Origin of the sequence: Streptomyces sp. NBC_00448 (genome assembly GCF_036014115.1) — a bacterium.
In the GTDB taxonomy this organism is placed as follows: Bacteria; Actinomycetota; Actinomycetes; order Streptomycetales; family Streptomycetaceae; genus Actinacidiphila.
In genome coordinates this window covers 6,074,903-6,093,847 of sequence record NZ_CP107913.1, presented here as the reverse complement: position 1 = coordinate 6,093,847, position 18,945 = coordinate 6,074,903, and the positions used below count along the sequence as shown (strand labels likewise).

Sequence of the window (18,945 nt, the reverse complement as noted above, 5' to 3'; positions counted from 1 at the left end):
CGGGCCGGACGGCCCGGGGACGAGAAGGCGGGCGAGAAAGGGGACAAGTCCGGGGCAGGGCAGGCGGGTTGGCGGGGTAGGCGAGGTGGCGGCCTCAGCGGGCGAGCGTGGGGCCGAGCAGCCAGGCGGCGATCTCGCGGATCGCGCCGTACCCGCCCTGCGTGCTGGTCACCGCGCGGGCCGCGGCGCGCACCACGTCGTGCGCGCCGGCCACGGCGACGGGCCAGCCGACGAGGCTGAAGCACGGCAGGTCGTTGACGTCGTTGCCCGCGTACAGGACCCGCTCGGGGGCGATGCCCTGCTCCTCGCACCACTGCTTGAGCGCGAGGTCCTTGCGGTCGATGCCGTGCAGCACCGGCACCTGGAGCTTGCGGGCGCGGGCGGCCACGACGGGGTTGGTCTCGGTGGACAGGATCAGTACGGGCACGCCCGCGCGGCGCAGCGCGGCGATGCCGAGGCCGTCGCCCCGGTGCACCGTGACCGCCTCGTGGCCGTCGGAGTCGATCAGCACCCGGTCGTCGGTCTGGGTACCGTCGAAGTCGAGTACGACCGCGTCCACGTCGTCGCGGCGCGGGGTGGTGGCGCCGGCGTCGAGCACCGGGGCGAGCGCGCGGGCCCGGTCCAGGTCGGCGGGCTCGTCGATCTCCAGCACCCGGGCCGGGTCGGTCCACACCAGGCTGGTGCGGCCGAAGAAGCGGTGGCCGGCGGCGCGGAAGCCGTCGGCGCGCATGCCGTAGGCGGCGCCGGTCTCCAGCAGGTCCTGCGGGCGGTCCTGGCGGCGCGGGCGGGTGGCCTTGTCGTGGTTGACGCCGACGCCGTTGCCGCGGAAGTCCGCGCCGGTGCCGGAACCGGTGCCGGCGGTCACGGTGCCGACGGTCGCCGCGCCGGTTCCCGCGGCTATGCCGGCGCCCGCGTTCGCGCCCGCGGCCACGTCCGCCCCGTCCGCACGCCAGACGAAGCCGTGGAAGGGGGCGACGGTGTGGGCGGTGTCGGCGCCGCCGTCGGTGATCGCCTCGATCACGCCGTCGAGTTCGTCACCGGTGATGAACGGGCTGGTGCACTGGACGAGCAGCACCACGTCGGCGGCGGCGCCGCTCATCGCCTCGTAGGCGTCCATGGCGTGCAGCACGGCGGCCTCGCTGGTCGCGGTGTCGCCGGCGATCGCGGCCGGCCGCAGCACCACCTCGGCGCCGGCCGCCCGGGCCACCTCGGCGATCGCCGGGTCGTCGGTGGAGACCAGGATCGCGCTGATCCGGCGGGCTGCGGTGCAGGCGCGTACCGCCCGGGCCACCAGCGGCACTCCGCCGACCGTCGCCACGTTCTTGCCCGGCACGCCCTTCGATCCGCCGCGGGCGGGGATGACGGCCAGGACCCGGGCGTCGCCGGCCGGGGCGCGGGGTGGCTCCCCCGCCGGCGTGATGGTCTGGGTCATCGTGCGGCTCCTGTCGTGGGGGTCATACGGGCCGCGGTCGCGGCATGGTGCGCCGCGAGGGCGCGTGCGGTGCGGGGGTCGAGGGGCGCGCCGGCGGCCGGGCGGCCGCCGTTCCGCACCGGTCCAGCGGGCCGCCGTCCAGCGGGGATCGCGGGTGTCGGCAGCGCGGTGCGGGGCCGGCTCACCGTTGGCCGGCTCACAGCTGGCCCCAGCGGCGGATGGCCGGGGCGACGCGCTGCACGCCCTGGCGGTAGGCGGTGCGCGCGGACTTGCGCAGCACCCGGCGGGCGGCCTTGCGCACCCGGTTGCTGCCGGCTCCGCCGGCGGTTGCGGCGCGCACGGCGGGCAGCCCCTCGGGGTCCAGGCCCTGCCGGGCGAGGATGCCCGGCAGGTAGCCGGGGGCGGTGCGCAGCGTGTAGTACGGCGTCAGCCTCGGCAGCCGGCCGGCGGCGACCAGGCCCTGGACGCGGGCCCGCAGGTCGGCGTACGGGTCGCCGGTGGCCACGCCGTGCGCGGCGGTCCATTCGGGGTCGGCCTTGGGCAGTTCGCCGTCGTCGAGCTGGTCCCAGGAGGCGAGGCAGCCCGAGCCGAGGAAGTGGTGGTTGCCGAGCGGCTCGCGGATGCCCAGGTCGGTGAGGACGGCGGTGGGTATGCCGCGGTGCAGCGACTCCAGCGCGGCGGTGGAGCTGACCGTGACCAGCAGGTCGGTGCGGTCCAGCACCTCGCCCATCGCACCGTAGACCAGCGAGACGTTCGCCGGCGGCTCCAGCGACTCCATCAGGTGCTGGTAGGGGTGCTCCTCGATGTGCGTGGTCTGCTCGCCGGGCATGCTGCGCAGCTTCACCAGCACCTCGCGCTCGGGGTGCCGGCGGGCGTGCTCGACCGCCCGGCGCAGCAGGTACAGCCGCTCGGGGCGCTCGGCGGGCGCGGACGGCTGCACGGCGAAAGTGACGGTGAACGGCCGGCTGCCGTCGGGCCGGTACGGTGCGCCGTCGAGGAACGGAAGCGCCGTCTCCACGATCGCGCCGGTCGGGAAGCCGACCCCTTCGTACACGGAACGGAACCGCAGCGCGTCGTCGGTGCTGTTGGCGAGCACCACGTCGGCGCCGGCCCGCAGCAGCAGGCCGTCGGCGAGCTTCTCGTAGACCACTCCGACGTAGCCGGTGACCACCACCGGGCGGCGCGGGTGGCCGCGCCAGGCGCGGTCGAAGCCGTGCAGGAAGCACTGGATGGTGCCGCCCACGCAGGAGATGACGAGCACATCGCAGTTGTCGGCGCTGGTCTCGGCGAGGATCTCCGCGGCGGTCTGCTCGGTCATCGAGTCGGCGGGAATACCGAGTTCGGCGAGCTGGCGCGGAGTGGGCGTGGCACGGCCGCGCAGGAGGCGGGCGTCGAGCCGCGCATCCGGGGCGATCCGGCGCGCGGTCAGCGCACCCCACTTCCAGCGGGTGTCCGAATCGGCGATCACCGTGACCCGCAAGGGCCCTGACGTACGTTCTGGCACATCGCAGACAGTAGGAAGCGGGTGGGTGGAATGGGCTAATCGAAGGCCAACGGCAGGTAAACAGAATGCCGCTACTTTGCGAGTGATCATCCGTCGCGAGTGAATCACCTGCTCGCCATATTCCGTTTACCTGGAAGTACGCGATCGGCAAAGTACCGAGCCGAACGGCGGCTTAAGGTAATCGGGTGGTCAAGCTCTCCGTCATCGTGCCGTTTTTCAATGTGCAGCCATTCGTCCCCGATGCGCTGCGGAGTCTGCGTGCCAACGCCCGGCACGACTTCGAGTTCCTGTTGATGGACGACGGGTCGACCGACCGGACTCCGCAACTCCTCGAAGAGGGCGCCGGCTCGCTGCCGGGCGCCCGGATCATCCGCCGCGACCACACCGGGGTCGCGGCGCTGCGCAACGCGGGCATCGACGAGGCCCGGGGCGAGTATCTGACCTTCATGGACGGCGACGACTGGCTCGCCCCCGGCTACCTGCCGCAACTGGTGTGCGCCATGGACGAGTTGGACGTGGACTTCCTGCGCACCGACCATGTGCAGTGCACCGGCTCCAGCCGCAACGTGATCCGCGCCCCGCACGGCCGCCGCAACGCCCGGATCGACCCGCGCGCCGCGATCCTGCCCGCCGACCGCCCGACCCTCGTGGACTACCCCTACTCCTGGGCCGGCGCCTACCACCGCCGGATCGTCGAGCAGGGCCTGGTGCACATGCCCGCGCACCTGCGCACCGCCGAGGACCGGCCGTGGATCTGGCGGCTGCACCGGGAGGCCAGGTCCTGCGCGGTGGTGGGCCTGCTGGGCGTGCACTACCGGCGCGGGGTGAACACCTCGCTCACCCAGATCGGCGACGAGCGGCAGCTCGACTTCGTCCGCTCCTTCGACCAGGTGATAGCCGAACTCGCCGGCGACCCCGACGAGGAGCGGTTCCTGCCCAAGGCGATCCGCACCTACTGCGCGATCATCGCCCACCACCTGGACAACATCGACCGGTTCGAGCCCGCGCTGGCCCGGCAGTTGAAGACGCTCTGCGCCGCGGCGCTCGGCCGGCTGCCCGCGGACCTGCTCGCCGACGCGCTGGACTCGATGGACGCCGAACGCAGCGCCCGGGTCCGCCGGTTGCGCGGGCGGACCGCGGCCAGAGCCGACCACTCCGGCCCCGCCGCGGACAGCGACGCCGACGTACGCGACAACGCGACCAGCGGATCGGCGGTCGCGTGATGGCCCGCACCCAGCTCCTCCTCGCCTCGACCCTGTACGGGATCGCCACCCTCGCCGCCGCGATCGACGCCGGCTCCGTGCCGCCCGCCGACCGCCGCATCCTCGTGGTCAGCAACAACGCGGCCGTACCCGAGACCCACGACGCCCCGGACCGGACGCCCGGCTTCGAGCCGCTGCGCACCCGCTTCGACCGGGTGGTGTCCTGGAACGACGCGATCCGCCCGATGCACCCCGGCGGCTGGGCCCCGCGCACCGACGAAGTCCCCATGTGGGAGCGGTACTTCCGGCAGCTGTGGCAGCTCGGCGACGACGACCTCGACCTGGTCGTGGAGTCCATCCAGGTCGCGCCCGCGCTCTCCTTCGCACAGGTCTTCACCGGCGCCCCGATCACCGTCTACGCCGACGGCCTGATGTCGTACGGCCCGACCCGCAACAAGCTCGGGCTGCTGGTGGACACCCGGATCGACGCGCTGCTCCACCTCGACCTGGTGCCGGGCCTGGAGCCCCTGCTGCTCAGCGAGTTCGGCGTGCCCTCGCGGGTGGTACCGAGCTCGGAGTTCACGAAGGTGCTCGCCGAGGTGGCCGAGGCCACCCGCGGACACGGCATCGGCCGGGACCCGGTGGACGAACTGCCGTGCGACGCGGCCCTGTTGCTCGGCCAGTACCTCTCGGCGCTGGGCATCCTCAGCGTCGAGGAGGAGGAGAAGCTGCACCTGTCCCTGGTGCGCGGCGCGGTCGCCCTCGGCCACCGCCGGCTCGTCTTCAAGCCGCACCCGACCGCGCCCTCGCACTGGCTGGAGCCGCTGCGGGAGGAGGCGCGCAAGCTCGGCGCCGAACTGACCGTGCTGGACTCACCGGTGCTCGCCGAGGTGGTCTACCAGCGGGCCCGCCCCGCCCTGGTGGCCGGCTGCTTCTCCACCGCGCTGCTGACCGCGTCCGCGCTGTACGGCATCCCGGTCGCCCGCAGCGGCACCAAGCTGCTGCTCGACCGGCTCTCGCCGTACCAGAACAGCAACCGGGTGCCGGTGACCCTCGTGCACGCGCTGCTGCCCGAGGTGTCCGACCCGGACGCGGTACGCGGCTGGACCTCGCCCTCACCGCGGCAGGTGGCCACCGAGCTCACCCCGCTGCTGCACGCCGTCGGCTACTGCATGCAGGCCGAGGCGTACCCGCACCTGCGGGCGGAGGCGGTGGCGTGGCTCGAAGGCCACCTCGACTCCGGGGTCGCGCCGTACTTCAAGCGCCGCCGGCTGACCTCGCTCGGCCTGCCCGGCGCCCTCCCCGTGCCCCGGCGCTCGCTGGTGCCGCGGGTCCGCGCCGTCCGCCAGGTGGCCCGCGGCGCCCGCGCACTGAAGAAGGCCGCGCTCGGGTAACGGCCGGATGATCTCGGGGTGCCTGGCCGCCGACGGCCGGGCGCCCCGATTAACGGACACGGGAGCTCATACGCCCTGCCCTACGATGGAAGAGTGAGCGACATCACCCGTGGGAGTCTGCGCGAACAGCCGACGCGCGCCGAGGCGATCCTCGCGGTCGGCCTGCGCGACGAGAAGAGGCGCCAGACCCGGCGGCACATCGCGGAGGTGGCCACCGGGCTGTTCCTCGAACACGGCTTCGCCCGGGTGACGATCGCCGAGGTGGCCCGCACCGCCGAAGTGTCCGTGAACACCGTCTACACGTACTTCCCCTCCAAGGAGGACCTGGTCTTCTACCCGGAGGAGGCGTCCGCGCAGCGGATGGTGGAGATGGTCCGGGACCGCCCGCCCGGGCAGTCCGCCGCCGGCGCCGTCCTCGCCACCCTGCGCGGCGAGCTGCGGCACGGTGACCGCATGGTCGGCCTCACCCAGGGCTTCGCCCGCTTCCTGGAGATGGTCCGCGCCGAGCCCACGCTCTCCGCCCGCCTCGACTCGACCACCCGCGAGATGGTCGACGCGCTCGCCGAGACGCTCGCCGAAGAGACCGGTGCGGAGCCGGGCGACCCCACGCCGCGCCTGGTCGCCTCCCAGCTCGGCTGGGCGCAGGAGCAGCTCTTCCGCGAGATCGGTGAGCGCTCCCGGGCGGGGTGCCCTCCGGGCACGGTGGCGGAAGACGCGCTGGCCCTTCTCGACTCCGTCGAGTCCCTCCTCGGCGACCGCGTCCTGACGTACGCCACGCGCTGACCAGCCTCGCCCCTTCGGGGGCGCCCCACAGGGGCGCGGGGAACCGCGCGCTCAGCCGTCCACCGGCCGGCGGTCCGGATACGACAGCAACAGCCCCTTCGGGCCGGTGACGACCCGCGGCCGCGCCCCCATCGCGCACCCTCAGAACGCCGGCGTCGGGATGTACGTCCCCCACACACCGCGCAAGGCGTCGCAGACCTCCCCCACGGTCGCGCGGCAGCGCAACGCCTCCCGCATCGGGTAGAGCACGTTGTCCGTGCCGGCCGCCGCCTCGCAGAGCACCGCCAGGGCGCGGTCGACCGCGTCCTGGTCACGTTCGGCCCGCAACCTCGCCAGCCTCGCCGCCTGCTGCGCCTCGATCGCCGGGTCCACCCGAAGCGGCTCGTACGGCTCCTTCTCGTCGAGCGTGAAGCGGTTGACGCCGACCACGACGCGGTCGCCCGCCTCGGTCTCCAGGGCGATCCGGTAGGCGTTCCGCTCGATCTCGGACTTCTGGAAGCCCCGCTCGATCGCTTGCACCGCGCCCCCCGCGTCCTCGATCCGGCCCATCAGTTCGAGCGCGGCGGCCTCGACGTCGTCGGTCATCCGCTCCATCACGTAGGAGCCCGCGAACGGGTCCACGGTGGCGGTCACGTCGGTCTCGTACGCGAGCACCTGCTGGGTGCGCAGCGCGAGCCGCGCGGACTTGTCGGTGGGCAGCGCGATGGCCTCGTCGAAGGAGTTGGTGTGCAGCGACTGGGTGCCGCCGAGCACCGCGCCCAGGCCCTGCACGGCGACCCGGACCAGGTTCACCTCGGGCTGCTGCGCGGTGAGTTGCACCCCGGCGGTCTGGGTGTGGAAGCGCAGCATCTGCGACTTGGGGTTCCTCGCCCCGAACTCCTCGCGCATCACCCGCGCCCAAATGCGCCGGGCGGCACGGAACTTCGCGATCTCCTCCAGGACGGTGGTGCGCGCCACGAAGAAGAACGACAGCCGCGGTGCGAAGTCGTCGACGTCCATCCCGGCGGCGAGCGCGGTGCGGACGTACTCGATGCCGTCGGCGAGCGTGAAGGCGATCTCCTGCACGGGCGAGGCGCCCGCCTCGGCCATGTGGTAGCCGGAGATCGAGATGGTGTTCCAGCGGGGGATCTCGGCCCGGCAGTAGGCGAAGATGTCCGCGGTCAGCCGCAGTGACGGCTTGGGTGGGAAGATGTACGTGCCGCGCGCGATGTACTCCTTGAGCACGTCGTTCTGGAGGGTGCCGGTGAGCTTCCCGGCCGGCACGCCCTGCTCCTCGCCGACGAGTTGGTACAGCAGCAACAGCAGCGCGGCGGGCGCGTTGATCGTCATCGACGTGGACACCTGGTCCAGCGGGATGCCGTCGAAGAGCACCCGCATGTCGTCGATCGAGTCGATCGCCACACCCACCTTGCCGACCTCGCCGGCCGCGATCGGGGCGTCGGAGTCGTGCCCCATCTGGGTCGGCAGGTCGAACGCGACCGACAGGCCGGTCGTGCCGTGGGCGATGAGCTGCCGGTAGCGCGCGTTGGACTCGGCGGCGGTGCCGAACCCGGCGTACTGCCGCATCGTCCAGGGCCGGCCGGTGTACATCGACGGGTACACACCGCGGGTGAACGGGTACCCGCCGGGTTCGCCCAGCCGCTCGGCGGGGTCCCAGCCGTCCAGGTCCTCCGGGCCGTACACCGGCTCGATCGGCACACCCGACTCCGACTCGCGCGTCATGCTCTCCGCCTCCGCCTCCGCCGGCTCGGTGGGGGTGTGCCCGCGTCCGCGCCACGTGGGGTGGCGGGCGCGTGAACAGACCGGCTCGCCCACGGACCTTACGACCTGGGGAGCGAAAGGGGACGGATGCCGCGCGTCGCCGGAGTGGGCACGCTGCGCGCCGGGGCCTCCCGAGCGGCGCTCGCGGCGCCCCGCGAACGGCGAGCGCGGCCGGGCAGGGGGAAAAACGCACCCGGCCGCGCTCTGTGTCGTGGACACCGGCACGGGGAGAGCCGGCGTCCACCGGGCCGATGACCAGTCGGCCCACTCCTTACGGCGGCGCGAGCCCCGGAAGTGTCACCCAGCGCCGCGGACGGGCGGTCCGCCGCGGGTCAGCGCGCCGCGCCCGACGCCGCCCCGTGGCCGCGGTCCCAGCCTTTGTGGCGGCCGTGCTTCAGGCGGTTCGCGGCGCCCTTCCCGCGCCCGTGGTCGCCGTGTCCCGGCGGCACGAAAGTGTCCCGGTCCGCGTCGGGAGGCAGGGCGGTACGCGCGGGCGGGCCGGGCGTCGTACGGGCCGGATCGGGCACCTCCCCGGGGATCACGGCGCGCCGGCCGGTGGCACCCGAGACGCCGGTGTCGGGCGGGCCGGAGCCGTCCGACGCGACGGACACCGGCGCGCTGCTGCCGGCCGGCCGCACCGGCTCCCGGCCGCCGCCGCGCCCGGCGGTCGCCGCCACGCCGACCGCGACCCCGCCGAGCGCGACCACCGACGCCGCCGCGGCCAGCACGATCCGGGTCGAGCGCCCGCTCCGCGTCCGCCGCACCGGCACGAGGCGCGCGGAGCGTACGGACCCGGCGCGGACCTTGTCCGCGGCGCGGCCGCCCACCACCACGGGCTCCGGGAGCGCGTCGCCCGCAGCAGGCCCGCCCGGCACCGGCCCGCTCGCGATCGCCACCGGCAGCACCCCGTCGAGGACCGGTTCGGCCGCCCCGAGGCCGGCCGCGCGCGCCGCGCGGAAGGCCGCCAGGGCCGCCTCCTCGCGCCCCGGGTCGAGCGGGTGGAGGACGCCCGGGTCCGCCGCGGCCGCCAGCAGGAGCAGCGCCAGCCGCTCCGCCTCGCCCGCCGCCCGGCGGTCCGCGAGCGGCACCCGGCGGCCGGACAGCAGCGCCTCCGCCGCGTCGCCGGTCAGCCAGTCCGCGCGGCCGCCGGACGCCTCGAGCCGTCCGGACCCGCCGCCGAACCCGGCCAGGACGTCCGGGCCGCCGAAGTCGCGCCCACCACCCGAATGATCCGAACCGTCCGGTCCACCCCGACCGTCCGAATCATCCGGACGGAACGAATCGCCCATCCCGCCCGCGCCCGGCAGTCGTTCGGGCCGCCGCGGGCGCGGGACCCCCGCCGCCCGTCCGTCGTCACTCATGCCACTTCCTCATCGGGCCCTAGGGCCTGCCGTGGGCGCGGAGAACGTCGCGCCGGTCCGCACCGCCGCTCCCCCCTCTGCCTCCTCCTCCGGTTCCCCCGCTGCTTCCCCCACTGCTTCCCCGCCGGCCCCGCGGGCACCATCCTCCCGGTCCTCGCGCACCACCGAGAGCTGTTCGGCCAGCCTGCGCAGCCCCCGGTGTGTGGCCATCCGCACAGAGCCGGCGCGTTTGCCCAGCACCTGGGCCGCGCTGGTGGAGTCCAGGCCCATCACCACCCGCAGCAGCACCGCCTCGGCCTGCTCGCGCGGCAGCGCCACGATCGCGGCCAGCGCGCGGTCGGTGGCGACCGCGTCCAGCGCCTCGCCCGCGGTGTCGGCCCGGCCCGGCAGCGCGACGAGCTCGTCCACCCCCGCCCCGGCGACCGGGCGGCGGCTGCGCGCCCTGATGTGGTCCAGCGCCCGGTTGCGGGCGATCCGGGCCGCCCAGCCGCGGATGCCGCTACCGCCGCCACGGAAGCTCGGCAGGTCGCGGGCGATCTGCAGCCACGCCTCCGAAGCGACGTCCTCCGCGTCGCCCGGGCCGACCAGGCTGCGTACGTACTGCAACAACTGCGGCTGCACCGCGCGGTACAGGACCCTGAACGCGGTCTCGTCACCGCCCTGCGCCGCGCTCACCGCGGTCTCCAGATCCACGTCCGGCCCCGCCCCCTCGACCCCCTGGTCCCCCGTGAACAGCCACCATCCTGCCCCATGACGGCCGGTGACACTTTCGGTCCCGCATACGCCGTACAAGTCGGCGGCCGGGGACGCTCCTGTGGGGGGAGGCGGCCCCCGGCCGTCGTCACGCCGGACCGACCGCGGCGAACCGACCGCACCGGACCCGGATTCCCGATCGCGCCGCGCCCGGGTCCACCCCGCGCCCCGCGCTCGTACGGGTGAATTCGCAGATCGGGCCAACCGATCGGGCCCCAGCCGCGTCTACAGTTGCCGTGCCCTCCGTAACGCCCCAAGTCACGCCCCCCGTCACGGGCCTCGCCCCGCGTCCCGAACCGCGCGCCGTACGACCCCCCGTGCCGGCGCGACCGCATCGCGATCCAGGAGCCCCGCTGTCCAGCGACACGCCGCCCGAGGGGCTGAGCCTGCTCAACGGCGTGCCCGCCGCCGACGCCGAGACGGCCCTGCTCACCTGCTGCGGCTCGCACCGCTGGGCCCGCCGGATGGCCGCCCACCGCCCGTACCCGACGGTGGAGGCGCTGCTCGCCGCGGCCGACGAGGCGGCGTACGACCTGGCGCCCGCCGATGTCGCCGAGGCGCTGCTGGGCGAGGACACCACCCCGCTGCCGGACCGCGGCGGGCTCGCCGTGCACACCGCGCTGCGCGCCGCCCACGCCGCCTACGAGGCGAAGTTCGGCCATGTCTTCGTGATCGCCCTGGACGCGGCCGATCCGGCCGCCGCCCTCGACCAGACCATGGCCAGCCTGCGCACCCGGCTCGGCCACGACGCGGACCACGAGTCGGCCGTCACCGCCGAGCAGTTGAGGCGGATCACCAGGGCCCGGCTGCTGCGGCTGACCGCGGGTCCCGGCACCCTCCGACCGTCCGCCCTGGTGGACGCGCACCGGCCGTAGCGTTCACCCGACCGTGCGGGATCGATCACACAAGCACTACCCCGCAGTACGAGGCACAGGTCACGTCGCTACGATGGCCGGGGCCGGTGGACCGTACCCGGCCGGGCGTGACCGACAAGAAGCCGGCAGCCCTCATCCCGCTCCCGGAGGGTATTTTCCGTGCCGGCTGGAACGCTGTACCGCGGCCGGGAAGGCATGTGGTCGTGGGTGGCTCATCGAGTCACCGGTGTCCTCATCTTCTTCTTCCTGTTCGTCCACGTCCTCGACACCGCGCTCGTGCGCGTATCGCCCGAGGACTACGACAAGGTCGTGGCGACCTACAAGACGCCCATCGTCAGCCTGCTGGAGTACGGCCTGGTGGCCGCCATCCTCTTCCACGCGCTGAACGGTCTGCGGATCATCGCCGTCGACTACTGGACCCAGGGCCCCCACTACCAGAAGCAGATGTTCTGGACCGTGATGGGCCTGTGGATCGTCCTGATGCTCGGCGCGATCTACCCGGTACTCGGCCACGCCGCCCGAGTCCTGTTCGGGAGCTGACCCATGGCCACTGAAGTCTCCCCCAAGGACGCCGTCGAACTGACCGGCTCCAGCATCTCCTACAGCCCGGAGAACCCGGCGCCGGTGATCGAGCCGCCGCGGGCCAGGACCAAGCGCACGCCGCGCCGCGGCCGCACCAACTTCGAGCTGTACGGCTGGCTGTTCATGCGGCTGTCCGGTGTGGTGCTCGTGGTGCTCGTGCTCGGCCACCTGCTGATCCAGCTGGTGCTCGACGGCGGTGTCACCAAGGTCGGCTTCGCGTTCGTCGCGGGCCGCTGGGCGTCGCCCTTCTGGCAGTACTGGGACCTGGCCATGCTCTGGCTGGCCATGCTGCACGGCGGCAACGGCCTGCGCACGATCATCAACGACTACGCCGAGCAGCCGAACACCCGTGTCTGGCTCAAGACCATTCTGTTCACCGCTGTGGCGTTCACCATCGCGCTCGGGTCGCTGGTGATCTTCACCTTCGACCCGAACATCCGCTAGGCCAGGGCCGGACAGGGAAGCGACCCCCATGCAATTCCACACGTACGACACCGTCATCGTCGGCGCGGGCGGCGCGGGTATGCGCGCGGCCATCGAGTCGACCAAGCGCAGCCGCACCGCCGTCCTGACCAAGCTCTACCCGACCCGGTCCCACACCGGCGCGGCCCAGGGCGGCATGGCCGCCGCACTGGCCAACGTCGAGGAGGACAACTGGGAGTGGCACACCTTCGACACGATCAAGGGCGGTGACTACCTGGTCGACCAGGACGCCGCCGAGATCCTGGCGAAGGAGGCCATCGACGCGGTCCTCGACCTGGAGAAGATGGGCCTGCCGTTCAACCGGACGCCCGAAGGCCGGATCGACCAGCGCCGCTTCGGCGGCCACACCCGCAACCACGGCGAGGCCGCGGTGCGCCGCTCCTGCTACGCCGCGGACCGCACCGGCCACATGATCCTCCAGACGCTCTACCAGAACTGCGTCAAGGAGGGCGTGGAGTTCTTCAACGAGTTCTACGTCCTGGACCAGTTGCTCACCGAGGTCGACGGCGTGCAGCGGTCGGCCGGCGTGGTGGCGTACGAACTGGCCACCGGTGAGATCCACGTCTTCCAGGCGAAGGCGGTGATCTACGCGTCGGGCGGCACCGGCAAGTTCTTCAAGGTGACCTCCAACGCGCACACCCTCACCGGCGACGGCCAGGCCGCGATCTACCGGCGCGGGCTGCCGCTGGAGGACATGGAGTTCTTCCAGTTCCACCCGACGGGCATCTGGCGGATGGGCATCCTGCTCACCGAGGGTGCGCGCGGCGAGGGCGGCATCCTGCGCAACAAGGACGGCGAGCGCTTCATGGAGAAGTACGCGCCCGTCATGAAGGACCTCGCCTCGCGCGACGTCGTCTCCCGCGCGATCTACACCGAGATCCGCGAGGGCCGCGGCTGCGGCCCCGAGGGCGACCACGTCTACCTCGACCTGACCCACCTGCCGCCGGAGCAGCTGGACGCGAAGCTGCCGGACATCACCGAGTTCGCCCGCACCTACCTGGGCATCGAGCCGTACACCGACCCGATCCCGATCCAGCCCACCGCGCACTACGCGATGGGCGGCATCCCCACCAACGTGCAGGGCGAGGTGCTCTCCGACAACACCACCGTGGTGCCGGGCCTGTACGCGGCCGGCGAGGTGGCCTGCGTCTCCGTGCACGGCGCGAACCGGCTGGGCACCAACTCGCTGCTGGACATCAACGTCTTCGGCCGCCGCTCCGGCATCGCCGCCGCGGAGTACGCCCTCGCCAACGACCTGGTGCCGCTGCCGGAGAACCCGGCCGAGCGGGTCGAGGCGCAGGTCGAGCGGCTGCGCAACTCCACCGGCAACGAGCGGGTCGCCGAACTGCGCCTGGAGCTCCAGGAGTGCATGGACGCCAACGTGATGGTCTTCCGCACCGAGCAGACCATCAAGACCGCGGTGGAGAAGATCGCCGAGCTGCGCGAGCGCTACCTGCACGTCTCCATCCAGGACAAGGGCAAGCGGTTCAACACCGACCTGCTGGAGGCCGTCGAGCTGGGCAACCTGCTCGACCTCGCCGAGGTGATGGCGGTCTCCGCGCTCGCCCGCAAGGAATCCCGCGGCGGCCACTACCGCGAGGACTTCCCCACCCGCGACGACGTCAACTTCATGCGGCACACGATGGCGTACCGCGAGGTGGACGCGAACGGCTCCGAGTCGATCCGCCTCGACTACAAGCCGGTCGTGCAGACCCGCTACCAGCCGATGGAGCGTAAGTACTGATGAGCACCCCGACGGTCGACAAGCACTCGGCGGCCCTGGACGCGGCCGAGGTCACCGGAACGCACCTGATCGCGATCACCCTGCGGGTGCGCCGGTTCAACCCGGAGGTCTCCGCCGAGGCCGAGTGGGTCGACTACCAGATCCAGGTCGACCCCAAGGAGCGCGTGCTGGACGCGCTGCACAAGGTCAAGTGGGAGATCGACGGGTCGCTGACCTTCCGCCGCTCGTGCGCGCACGGCGTGTGCGGCTCGGACGCGATGCGGATCAACGGGAAGAACCGGTTGGCCTGCAAGACGCTGATCAAGGACGTCAGCCCGGAGAAGCCGATCACCGTCGAGGCGATCAAGGGCATGACGGTGCTGAAGGACCTCGTGGTCGACATGGACCCGTTCTTCCAGGCGTACCGCGACGTGATGCCGTTCCTGATCACCACGGGCAACGAGCCGACCCGCGAGCGGCTGCAGTCCGCGGCGGACCGCGAGCGGTTCGACGACACCACCAAGTGCATCCTGTGCGCCGCGTGCACGTCGGCCTGCCCGGTCTTCTGGAACGACGGGCAGTACTTCGGCCCGGCCGCGATCGTCAACGCGCACCGGTTCATCTTCGACTCCCGCGACGAGGGCGGTGAGCAGCGGCTGGAGATCCTCAACGACAAGGACGGGGTCTGGCGCTGCCGCACCACCTTCAACTGCACGGACGCCTGCCCGCGCGGTATCGAGGTCACGAAGGCGATCCAGGAAGTCAAGCGCGCCCTGATCACTCGCCGCTTCTGATCCTTTCGACGCGCCCCTCGCACCGCTCGGCCCCGGCGGGCCGCCCGGGCTTCGGGTCGCCGCACCGGACTCCGTCCGGCGACAGGGGTTGCTGAGCAGAGCCCACCCGGTCGGGCCCCGCTTCCGCCAGGAAGCGGGGCCCGACCGTTCTCGGGCGCCGTCCTCACGCACCCCGACGGCACCTCACAACTGGCTCAGGATCGTCGGATCGGTGATGTCCGTGTCGCGGGCGAGCAGAAGCGCCTTGCTGAGGATCACCGCCAGGGTGCGATCGCCCTCGAAGGGCAGGTAGCCGACACCGGGGGCGCCCGGCGCGGACGTGGGCACGATGCAGAGATACGCGTCGTTCGGCGTCATCAGGATGTTCCCGGACCCGAGGTGGATCTTGTACGTGTGCCGCTCGCCGCGTACGTGCAGGAAGCGGCCCTCCACGCTGCACCGATCCGCGATCGCCAGCCGCGGCACCAGCCGGGTGAGCAGGTCGCGACGGCTCTCGGCTGTCTGCGAGAGCTCGCCGAAGCTGTAGCTGTGCCAGTACGCCTGGAAGTGGCCGCCGGGGCCGCCGTCCTGCCAGGTGGGGTCGTTGCCGACGCTGGCCACGCCGACGAAGAGGTCCACGTCGCGCAGCACCTCGCTGAGCACGAGCGCGGGGACCTCCTCCAGCGGCAGCGCCTCGGCGGGCGTCTGCCGCCGGCCCTGCCCGTAACCGCCGCCGCCGGCGTGCGCCCAGTTCTCCGGCGCGCCGGCCGGGTAGAAGCGCACCTGGTCGGTGCTCAGCCGCAGGTAGGACCCGGACTCCGTGGTGTCCGCGCCGTATTCGTCGCCGGTGCCCTCGATCCAGTACTCGGCCCGCAGCCCCCACTGCGGCAGCTCGCGCACGGCGGGCGGATAGGTGTCGTCGACCATCAGCCGCAGCTTGTTGCGCCAGCCGCGGACCGCGGCCAGCGAGTGGAACTGGTGCTGGCGCAGCACGTGCGCGGCGAACCGGTTGGAGTACGTCCGGGTGGCGCGTTCGGCGTCGGTGAGCAGATACACCTCGCGGTGGGCCTGCTTGAACGGCTGGGTGATCTCATGCCGCTCCAGCCACTCCCGCCAGGCGACCACCTCGGCCGGCTCCCGCCCCACCGGATGCCACAGCTCGACGGTGGCGGCGGCGTCCACCGGGCCGAGCCCGTCGTCGGTGAGGGTGCGCAGCCCGCCGTCCGCCCAGCCGCAGGCGCGGCCGTCGACCGTCCACAGCAGGCGCCGCGCGAGGGTGCCGACCAGCGGGTGGTCGAGGTAGCTCGCGCGCCACGCGGCGTACGCCCAGGTGCGGCGGGACAGGAACTGCCGGTCCAGCCGCTCGGCCTGCGCGCTGAGCATCTTGTCGATGTCCTTCGCGGTCGCCTTCAACTCGGCGATCAGCTCGGGCTGTTCCCGCTTCAGCGGCGCGGGCGGGCTCTTCACGGCCTTGCCGGCGGCGTTCCGCCAGGTCAGTACCGCCTTCCCGGCGGTCACCGCCAACTCACCGTGCTCGTGCGGCAGTCGACCAACCTCGGTCAACCCGTAGGAGGGGACGGCGAGTTCCTCGACCTCCTCGCGGCTCAGGCCCGTCGCGGTGGCCCGGGTCTCCAGCGCGGTGTCGAGTTGCTTGAGGGTGCCCTTGAAGGTGACGCGGGAGGCGAGCCGGGCGAGTTCGGCGAGCGCGGCCTCGCCCTCGGTCCTGGACAGCGCCAGCACGGCGGCGTTGGCGACCTTGGGGTTGCGCGGGCCGGTGCCGGGCACCTTGCGCAGCGACGTCTCGACCAGCCGCCCGAACGCGCGGGCGGTGTCGGGGTGCGGCGGGAGCAGCGACAGCAGCCAGGTCAGGCCGCGCAGCGCGTTGGCGTTGTACGGGTCGAAGAGGTCGTTCTGCGCGGGGGCGTACGCCTGCTCCTCGTACGGCAGCGTGCGCGGGCGGCCGACCCGGGCGAGCCAGCCGGTCACGCGGCCCCGTACGGCGTCCGGGTCGAGCGGGTCGAGCAGGGCGCGGCCCTTCTTCTCCCAGGTCCCGTTCGGCCGCGCGGCGGTCGCGGTGGCCGCGTGCCGCAGCAATTCGACCCAGGGCGGACCGAGTTCGGCCACATCCGCGAGCGCGGCCTCGGCCCAGGGCTCGCCGATGTTCAGCGCGGGCTCGGCGAGGTTCTTCGCGAGCGCGGACAGCGGGCCGCTGCGGTAGGCGACCAGGGCACTGCGCCGTACGACGCCGACCACCGGGGGCGGCAGGGTCCGCCCGGCGGCGAGTTCGGCCGCCACCAGGACGGCCAGCTCGTCGCCGTACCAGACGCTGTGCGTGTGGGCGTACCGGTCCAGGCGCAGCGACCGTTCGGTGGCGAGGGTGTCCTCGCCGAGGCCCTGGGCAAGGAGGGTCACCAGTTGGAGCACCAGGTCGCGGACCTCGTCGGTGTCGGTGCCGGCCCGGTGCCGGTCGACCAGCGCGCCGACCAGGCGGCGCCGGTCGTCGTCCGGCAGCTCCCCGACCGCCTCGATCGGCTTCTCCATACCGGGGTACAGCCGGCCGGACTGCGTGACCGCCCGCACCAGCGTGCCGGCCAGCACGCCCATGTTCCGCTCGGCGACGTGCCGCCGGACCTCCACCACGAGTTCGCCGAAGACCGCCATCAGCCACCCACCAGCGGCACGAGCTTGAGGAAGACCACTTCGGTGCCGAGCGGCAGGTCGATCTCCTGGTCCCACTCCTCGACCTGGCGGTCCCCCACGAGCACCAGGAAGCCGTTGCGCCCGAAGGCGGTGCGGGCCAACTCGTACTGCTGCTCCGGGTCGATCCGGCGCGGGGTGTGCAACCGGTAGCCGTTCAGGGCCACTTCAGCGTCGGACGGCCGGACGAGGCCACGGAAGACCTCCGACCCGGCCGCGTGGTACTCCGCGACCTCCTGGAAGACCCTCCTGCGTATCAACTCCCCCACCGTCAGCCGTTCTTCCGCGATCTCCAGCCCCCAGGAGCCGCTCCGCCCACCGGATGTCGTCTCGTCGACGAAGGTCACCGTTGCCATGGAACCGACCCTAGATGCCCCCACCGACACGCCTCCTGGCAGCGGGCGTCGGTGGCTGCTGCGGCCGGCCACTGCCGGTGGCCGGTGTCAGTGGCCGCGCATAGTCTGCCGCCGTCGTCCTCCGGGTGGAGGCGGGGCGCCGAGGGCGCGGGCATCAGGGGGTTCGGCGATGGCGTTGAGCACGCTGCTGGAGATACGGCTGCACCGGGCGATGGCCGACGACCGCCGTCAGGACGCCTTCGCGGAAGGGGAGTTCACGTCCTCCGCCGCCGGACGGCTGACCGCCGGGCTGGACGACCCGAAGCTGCGGGCGGCGGCCCGGTGGTTCCACGACCAGCTGCGCCACACGGACCTGGACCCGGTCGACATGCGGGCGGTGCGCGCGCCCGACCGGCTGTTCCTGCCGTTCGAGGAGGACGGCGGGATGCTGGCGGTGGTGCTCTCCAAGGCGTTCCTGCTGGCGGACGACGCGTCGATCACCGATCCGTCGATCCTGCGCCAACTGCCGCGCGCGGCCGCGTCCGTCTGAGTCCCGCGCGCCTGGCCCCCGGGTCCGGCTCCCGGGGCCGGGAGCGCCTACGACCCGTCGTCCGCGTCCGAGTCCTCGGCCACGACCATGATCCGGCGCAACAGGTCGGACAGGGTGCGGCGTTCGGCGGCGCTGAGGGTGCCCAGCAGGCGGTACTCCTCGTGCCCGACGACGTCCAGCGCGCCGAGCCACGCGGCGCGGCCCTCCTCGGTGAGTTCGACGTCGACGCGGCGGCGGTCCTCCGCGGAGTGGCTGCGGCGCACGAACCCGCGCTGCTCCAGGCCGTCCAGCCGCCCGGTGATCGAGGCGGGCGCCATCTTCAGGTCGGCGGCGAGTTCGGAGGGGGCGGCGCGGCCGCCGCGGCCGGCGAGGGTGTGCAGCGTGTCGAACTCGTGCTTGTGCAGGCCGAAGTCGACCAGCGAGCGCTCCCGCACCCGGCGCAGGTGGTCGGTGAGCGCCTTGGCCCGGGTGACCGCGCCCTCGATGTCGGGGTCGAGGCCGGGCAGCACCGGCGCCCAGCGCGCGACGTGCCCGTCCGTCCAGTCCCGGGCGGCGCTCCCGGCGCGCGCGGGCCGCTTCGCCGGAGCGGGCGGCGCGGGTGGCACGGGCAGCGCGGGCGCCGCGGGTGACACGGGCGGCCCGGGCGGGACGTCGGAGGCGGGGGTCATGGCCGCATCCTATGCCGGTCGACCACAGTCCATCGTCAGCGAAATATTCGTTGACGAAAGATTCGGTGC

17 protein-coding genes are annotated in these 18,945 nt (G+C 73.2%); 9 read left to right on the top strand and 8 right to left on the bottom strand.

The features are described 5' to 3' along the window. Positions 1 to 94 precede the first annotated feature (94 nt). Both OG370_RS26255 and OG370_RS26250 read right to left on the bottom strand, forming a co-directional pair. A complete protein-coding gene (locus tag OG370_RS26255) occupies positions 95 to 1,432 on the bottom strand; it encodes an acylneuraminate cytidylyltransferase (protein ID WP_328468359.1) in 1,338 nt (445 codons plus the stop codon). Positions 1,433 to 1,628: 196 nt separating this feature from the next. Next, entirely contained in the window at positions 1,629 to 2,936 is a 1,308-nt protein-coding gene (locus tag OG370_RS26250; RefSeq protein ID WP_328468357.1) for a DUF6716 putative glycosyltransferase, read from the bottom strand. Between the two features lie 185 nt (positions 2,937 to 3,121). On the opposite strand from OG370_RS26250, the gene OG370_RS26245 reads away from it, so the two are divergent. The 3 genes from OG370_RS26245 to OG370_RS26235 all read left to right on the top strand — a co-directional run bounded on the left by OG370_RS26245 (position 3,122) and on the right by OG370_RS26235 (position 6,315). Then, on the top strand, positions 3,122 to 4,159 hold the full coding sequence (locus OG370_RS26245; protein WP_328468355.1) for a glycosyltransferase family 2 protein: 1,038 nt from the start codon (positions 3,122 to 3,124) through the stop codon (positions 4,157 to 4,159). Then, a complete protein-coding gene (locus OG370_RS26240) occupies positions 4,159 to 5,532 on the top strand; it encodes an alpha-2,8-polysialyltransferase family protein (protein WP_328468353.1) in 1,374 nt (457 codons plus the stop codon). The genes OG370_RS26245 and OG370_RS26240 overlap by 1 nt, the downstream gene beginning before the upstream one ends. 93 nt (positions 5,533 to 5,625) lie before the next feature. Next, positions 5,626 to 6,315 carry a TetR/AcrR family transcriptional regulator gene (locus OG370_RS26235; RefSeq protein WP_328468351.1) on the top strand — a complete coding sequence of 230 codons (690 nt, stop codon included), beginning with the start codon at positions 5,626 to 5,628 and terminating at the stop codon, positions 6,313 to 6,315. Positions 6,316 to 6,456: 141 nt separating this feature from the next. Here the strand turns inward: OG370_RS26235 and OG370_RS26230 are convergent, their stop codons facing one another. The 3 genes from OG370_RS26230 to OG370_RS26220 all read right to left on the bottom strand — a co-directional run bounded on the left by OG370_RS26230 (position 6,457) and on the right by OG370_RS26220 (position 10,130). After that, on the bottom strand, positions 6,457 to 8,037 hold the full coding sequence (locus tag OG370_RS26230; protein ID WP_328468349.1) for an acyl-CoA mutase large subunit family protein: 1,581 nt from the start codon (positions 8,035 to 8,037) through the stop codon (positions 6,457 to 6,459). A gap of 371 nt (positions 8,038 to 8,408) precedes the next feature. Next, positions 8,409 to 9,437: a hypothetical protein gene (locus tag OG370_RS26225; RefSeq protein ID WP_328468347.1), complete on the bottom strand. Its 1,029-nt coding sequence runs from the start codon at positions 9,435 to 9,437 to the stop codon at positions 8,409 to 8,411. A gap of 9 nt (positions 9,438 to 9,446) precedes the next feature. Then, positions 9,447 to 10,130 carry an RNA polymerase sigma factor gene (locus tag OG370_RS26220; RefSeq protein WP_443060742.1) on the bottom strand — a complete coding sequence of 228 codons (684 nt, stop codon included), beginning with the start codon at positions 10,128 to 10,130 and terminating at the stop codon, positions 9,447 to 9,449. A gap of 377 nt (positions 10,131 to 10,507) precedes the next feature. Here OG370_RS26220 and OG370_RS26215 point away from each other — a divergent pair, with 377 nt between their 5' ends. The 5 genes from OG370_RS26215 to OG370_RS26195 all read left to right on the top strand — a co-directional run bounded on the left by OG370_RS26215 (position 10,508) and on the right by OG370_RS26195 (position 14,647). Next, complete coding sequence (locus OG370_RS26215; RefSeq protein ID WP_328468345.1) at positions 10,508 to 11,065, top strand: 2-oxo-4-hydroxy-4-carboxy-5-ureidoimidazoline decarboxylase; 558 nt, start codon at positions 10,508 to 10,510, stop codon at positions 11,063 to 11,065. Between the two features lie 159 nt (positions 11,066 to 11,224). Then, a complete protein-coding gene (sdhC, locus tag OG370_RS26210; RefSeq protein WP_328468343.1) occupies positions 11,225 to 11,605 on the top strand; it encodes a succinate dehydrogenase, cytochrome b556 subunit in 381 nt (126 codons plus the stop codon). A gap of 3 nt (positions 11,606 to 11,608) precedes the next feature. Continuing rightward, the gene (locus tag OG370_RS26205) at positions 11,609 to 12,091 is read left to right on the top strand and encodes a succinate dehydrogenase hydrophobic membrane anchor subunit (RefSeq protein WP_328468341.1); all 483 of its coding nucleotides are present in this window, start codon (positions 11,609 to 11,611) and stop codon (positions 12,089 to 12,091) included. 28 nt (positions 12,092 to 12,119) lie between these two features. Beyond that, on the top strand, positions 12,120 to 13,874 hold the full coding sequence (sdhA, locus tag OG370_RS26200; RefSeq protein ID WP_328468339.1) for a succinate dehydrogenase flavoprotein subunit: 1,755 nt from the start codon (positions 12,120 to 12,122) through the stop codon (positions 13,872 to 13,874). Continuing rightward, positions 13,874 to 14,647 carry a succinate dehydrogenase iron-sulfur subunit gene (locus OG370_RS26195; RefSeq protein ID WP_328468337.1) on the top strand — a complete coding sequence of 258 codons (774 nt, stop codon included), beginning with the start codon at positions 13,874 to 13,876 and terminating at the stop codon, positions 14,645 to 14,647. The genes sdhA and OG370_RS26195 overlap by 1 nt, the downstream gene beginning before the upstream one ends. A 183-nt stretch (positions 14,648 to 14,830) precedes the next feature. On the opposite strand, the gene OG370_RS26190 is transcribed toward OG370_RS26195, so the two are convergent. Then, positions 14,831 to 17,287, bottom strand: a complete 2,457-nt coding sequence (locus OG370_RS26190; protein ID WP_328468335.1) for a DUF4132 domain-containing protein — start codon at positions 17,285 to 17,287, stop codon at positions 14,831 to 14,833. Beyond that, positions 17,287 to 17,679, bottom strand: coding sequence for a hypothetical protein (locus tag OG370_RS26185; RefSeq protein ID WP_328468333.1), 393 nt, complete (start codon positions 17,677 to 17,679; stop codon positions 17,287 to 17,289). Before OG370_RS26185 ends, OG370_RS26190 begins: the two co-directional genes overlap by 1 nt. Before the next feature lie 169 nt (positions 17,680 to 17,848). Here OG370_RS26185 and OG370_RS26180 point away from each other — a divergent pair, with 169 nt between their 5' ends. Next, positions 17,849 to 18,208, top strand: coding sequence for a DUF7737 domain-containing protein (locus OG370_RS26180; protein WP_328468330.1), 360 nt, complete (start codon positions 17,849 to 17,851; stop codon positions 18,206 to 18,208). Between the two features lie 47 nt (positions 18,209 to 18,255). Here OG370_RS26180 and OG370_RS26175 read toward each other — a convergent pair whose 3' ends face one another. Beyond that, positions 18,256 to 18,876 (bottom strand): MarR family winged helix-turn-helix transcriptional regulator, encoded by a 621-nt coding sequence (locus OG370_RS26175; protein WP_328468328.1) that lies wholly within the window; start codon positions 18,874 to 18,876, stop codon positions 18,256 to 18,258. Positions 18,877 to 18,945 lie beyond the last annotated feature (69 nt).

What these genes read in the sequence shown, in the direction of transcription:
- OG370_RS26230 (WP_328468349.1), bottom strand. Translation starts at nt 8,037, where the DNA reads ATGACGCGCGAGTCGGAGTCGGGTGTGCCGATCGAGCCGGTGTACGGC.
- OG370_RS26240 (WP_328468353.1), top strand. Translation starts at nt 4,159, where the DNA reads ATGGCCCGCACCCAGCTCCTCCTCGCCTCGACCCTGTACGGGATCGCC.
- OG370_RS26255 (WP_328468359.1), bottom strand. Translation starts at nt 1,432, where the DNA reads ATGACCCAGACCATCACGCCGGCGGGGGAGCCACCCCGCGCCCCGGCC.
- sdhA (WP_328468339.1), top strand. Translation starts at nt 12,120, where the DNA reads ATGCAATTCCACACGTACGACACCGTCATCGTCGGCGCGGGCGGCGCG.
- OG370_RS26175 (WP_328468328.1), bottom strand. Translation starts at nt 18,876, where the DNA reads ATGACCCCCGCCTCCGACGTCCCGCCCGGGCCGCCCGTGTCACCCGCG.
- OG370_RS26225 (WP_328468347.1), bottom strand. Translation starts at nt 9,437, where the DNA reads ATGAGTGACGACGGACGGGCGGCGGGGGTCCCGCGCCCGCGGCGGCCC.
- OG370_RS26180 (WP_328468330.1), top strand. Translation starts at nt 17,849, where the DNA reads ATGGCGTTGAGCACGCTGCTGGAGATACGGCTGCACCGGGCGATGGCC.
- OG370_RS26190 (WP_328468335.1), bottom strand. Translation starts at nt 17,287, where the DNA reads ATGGCGGTCTTCGGCGAACTCGTGGTGGAGGTCCGGCGGCACGTCGCC.
- OG370_RS26195 (WP_328468337.1), top strand. Translation starts at nt 13,874, where the DNA reads ATGAGCACCCCGACGGTCGACAAGCACTCGGCGGCCCTGGACGCGGCC.
- OG370_RS26185 (WP_328468333.1), bottom strand. Translation starts at nt 17,679, where the DNA reads ATGGCAACGGTGACCTTCGTCGACGAGACGACATCCGGTGGGCGGAGC.
- OG370_RS26205 (WP_328468341.1), top strand. Translation starts at nt 11,609, where the DNA reads ATGGCCACTGAAGTCTCCCCCAAGGACGCCGTCGAACTGACCGGCTCC.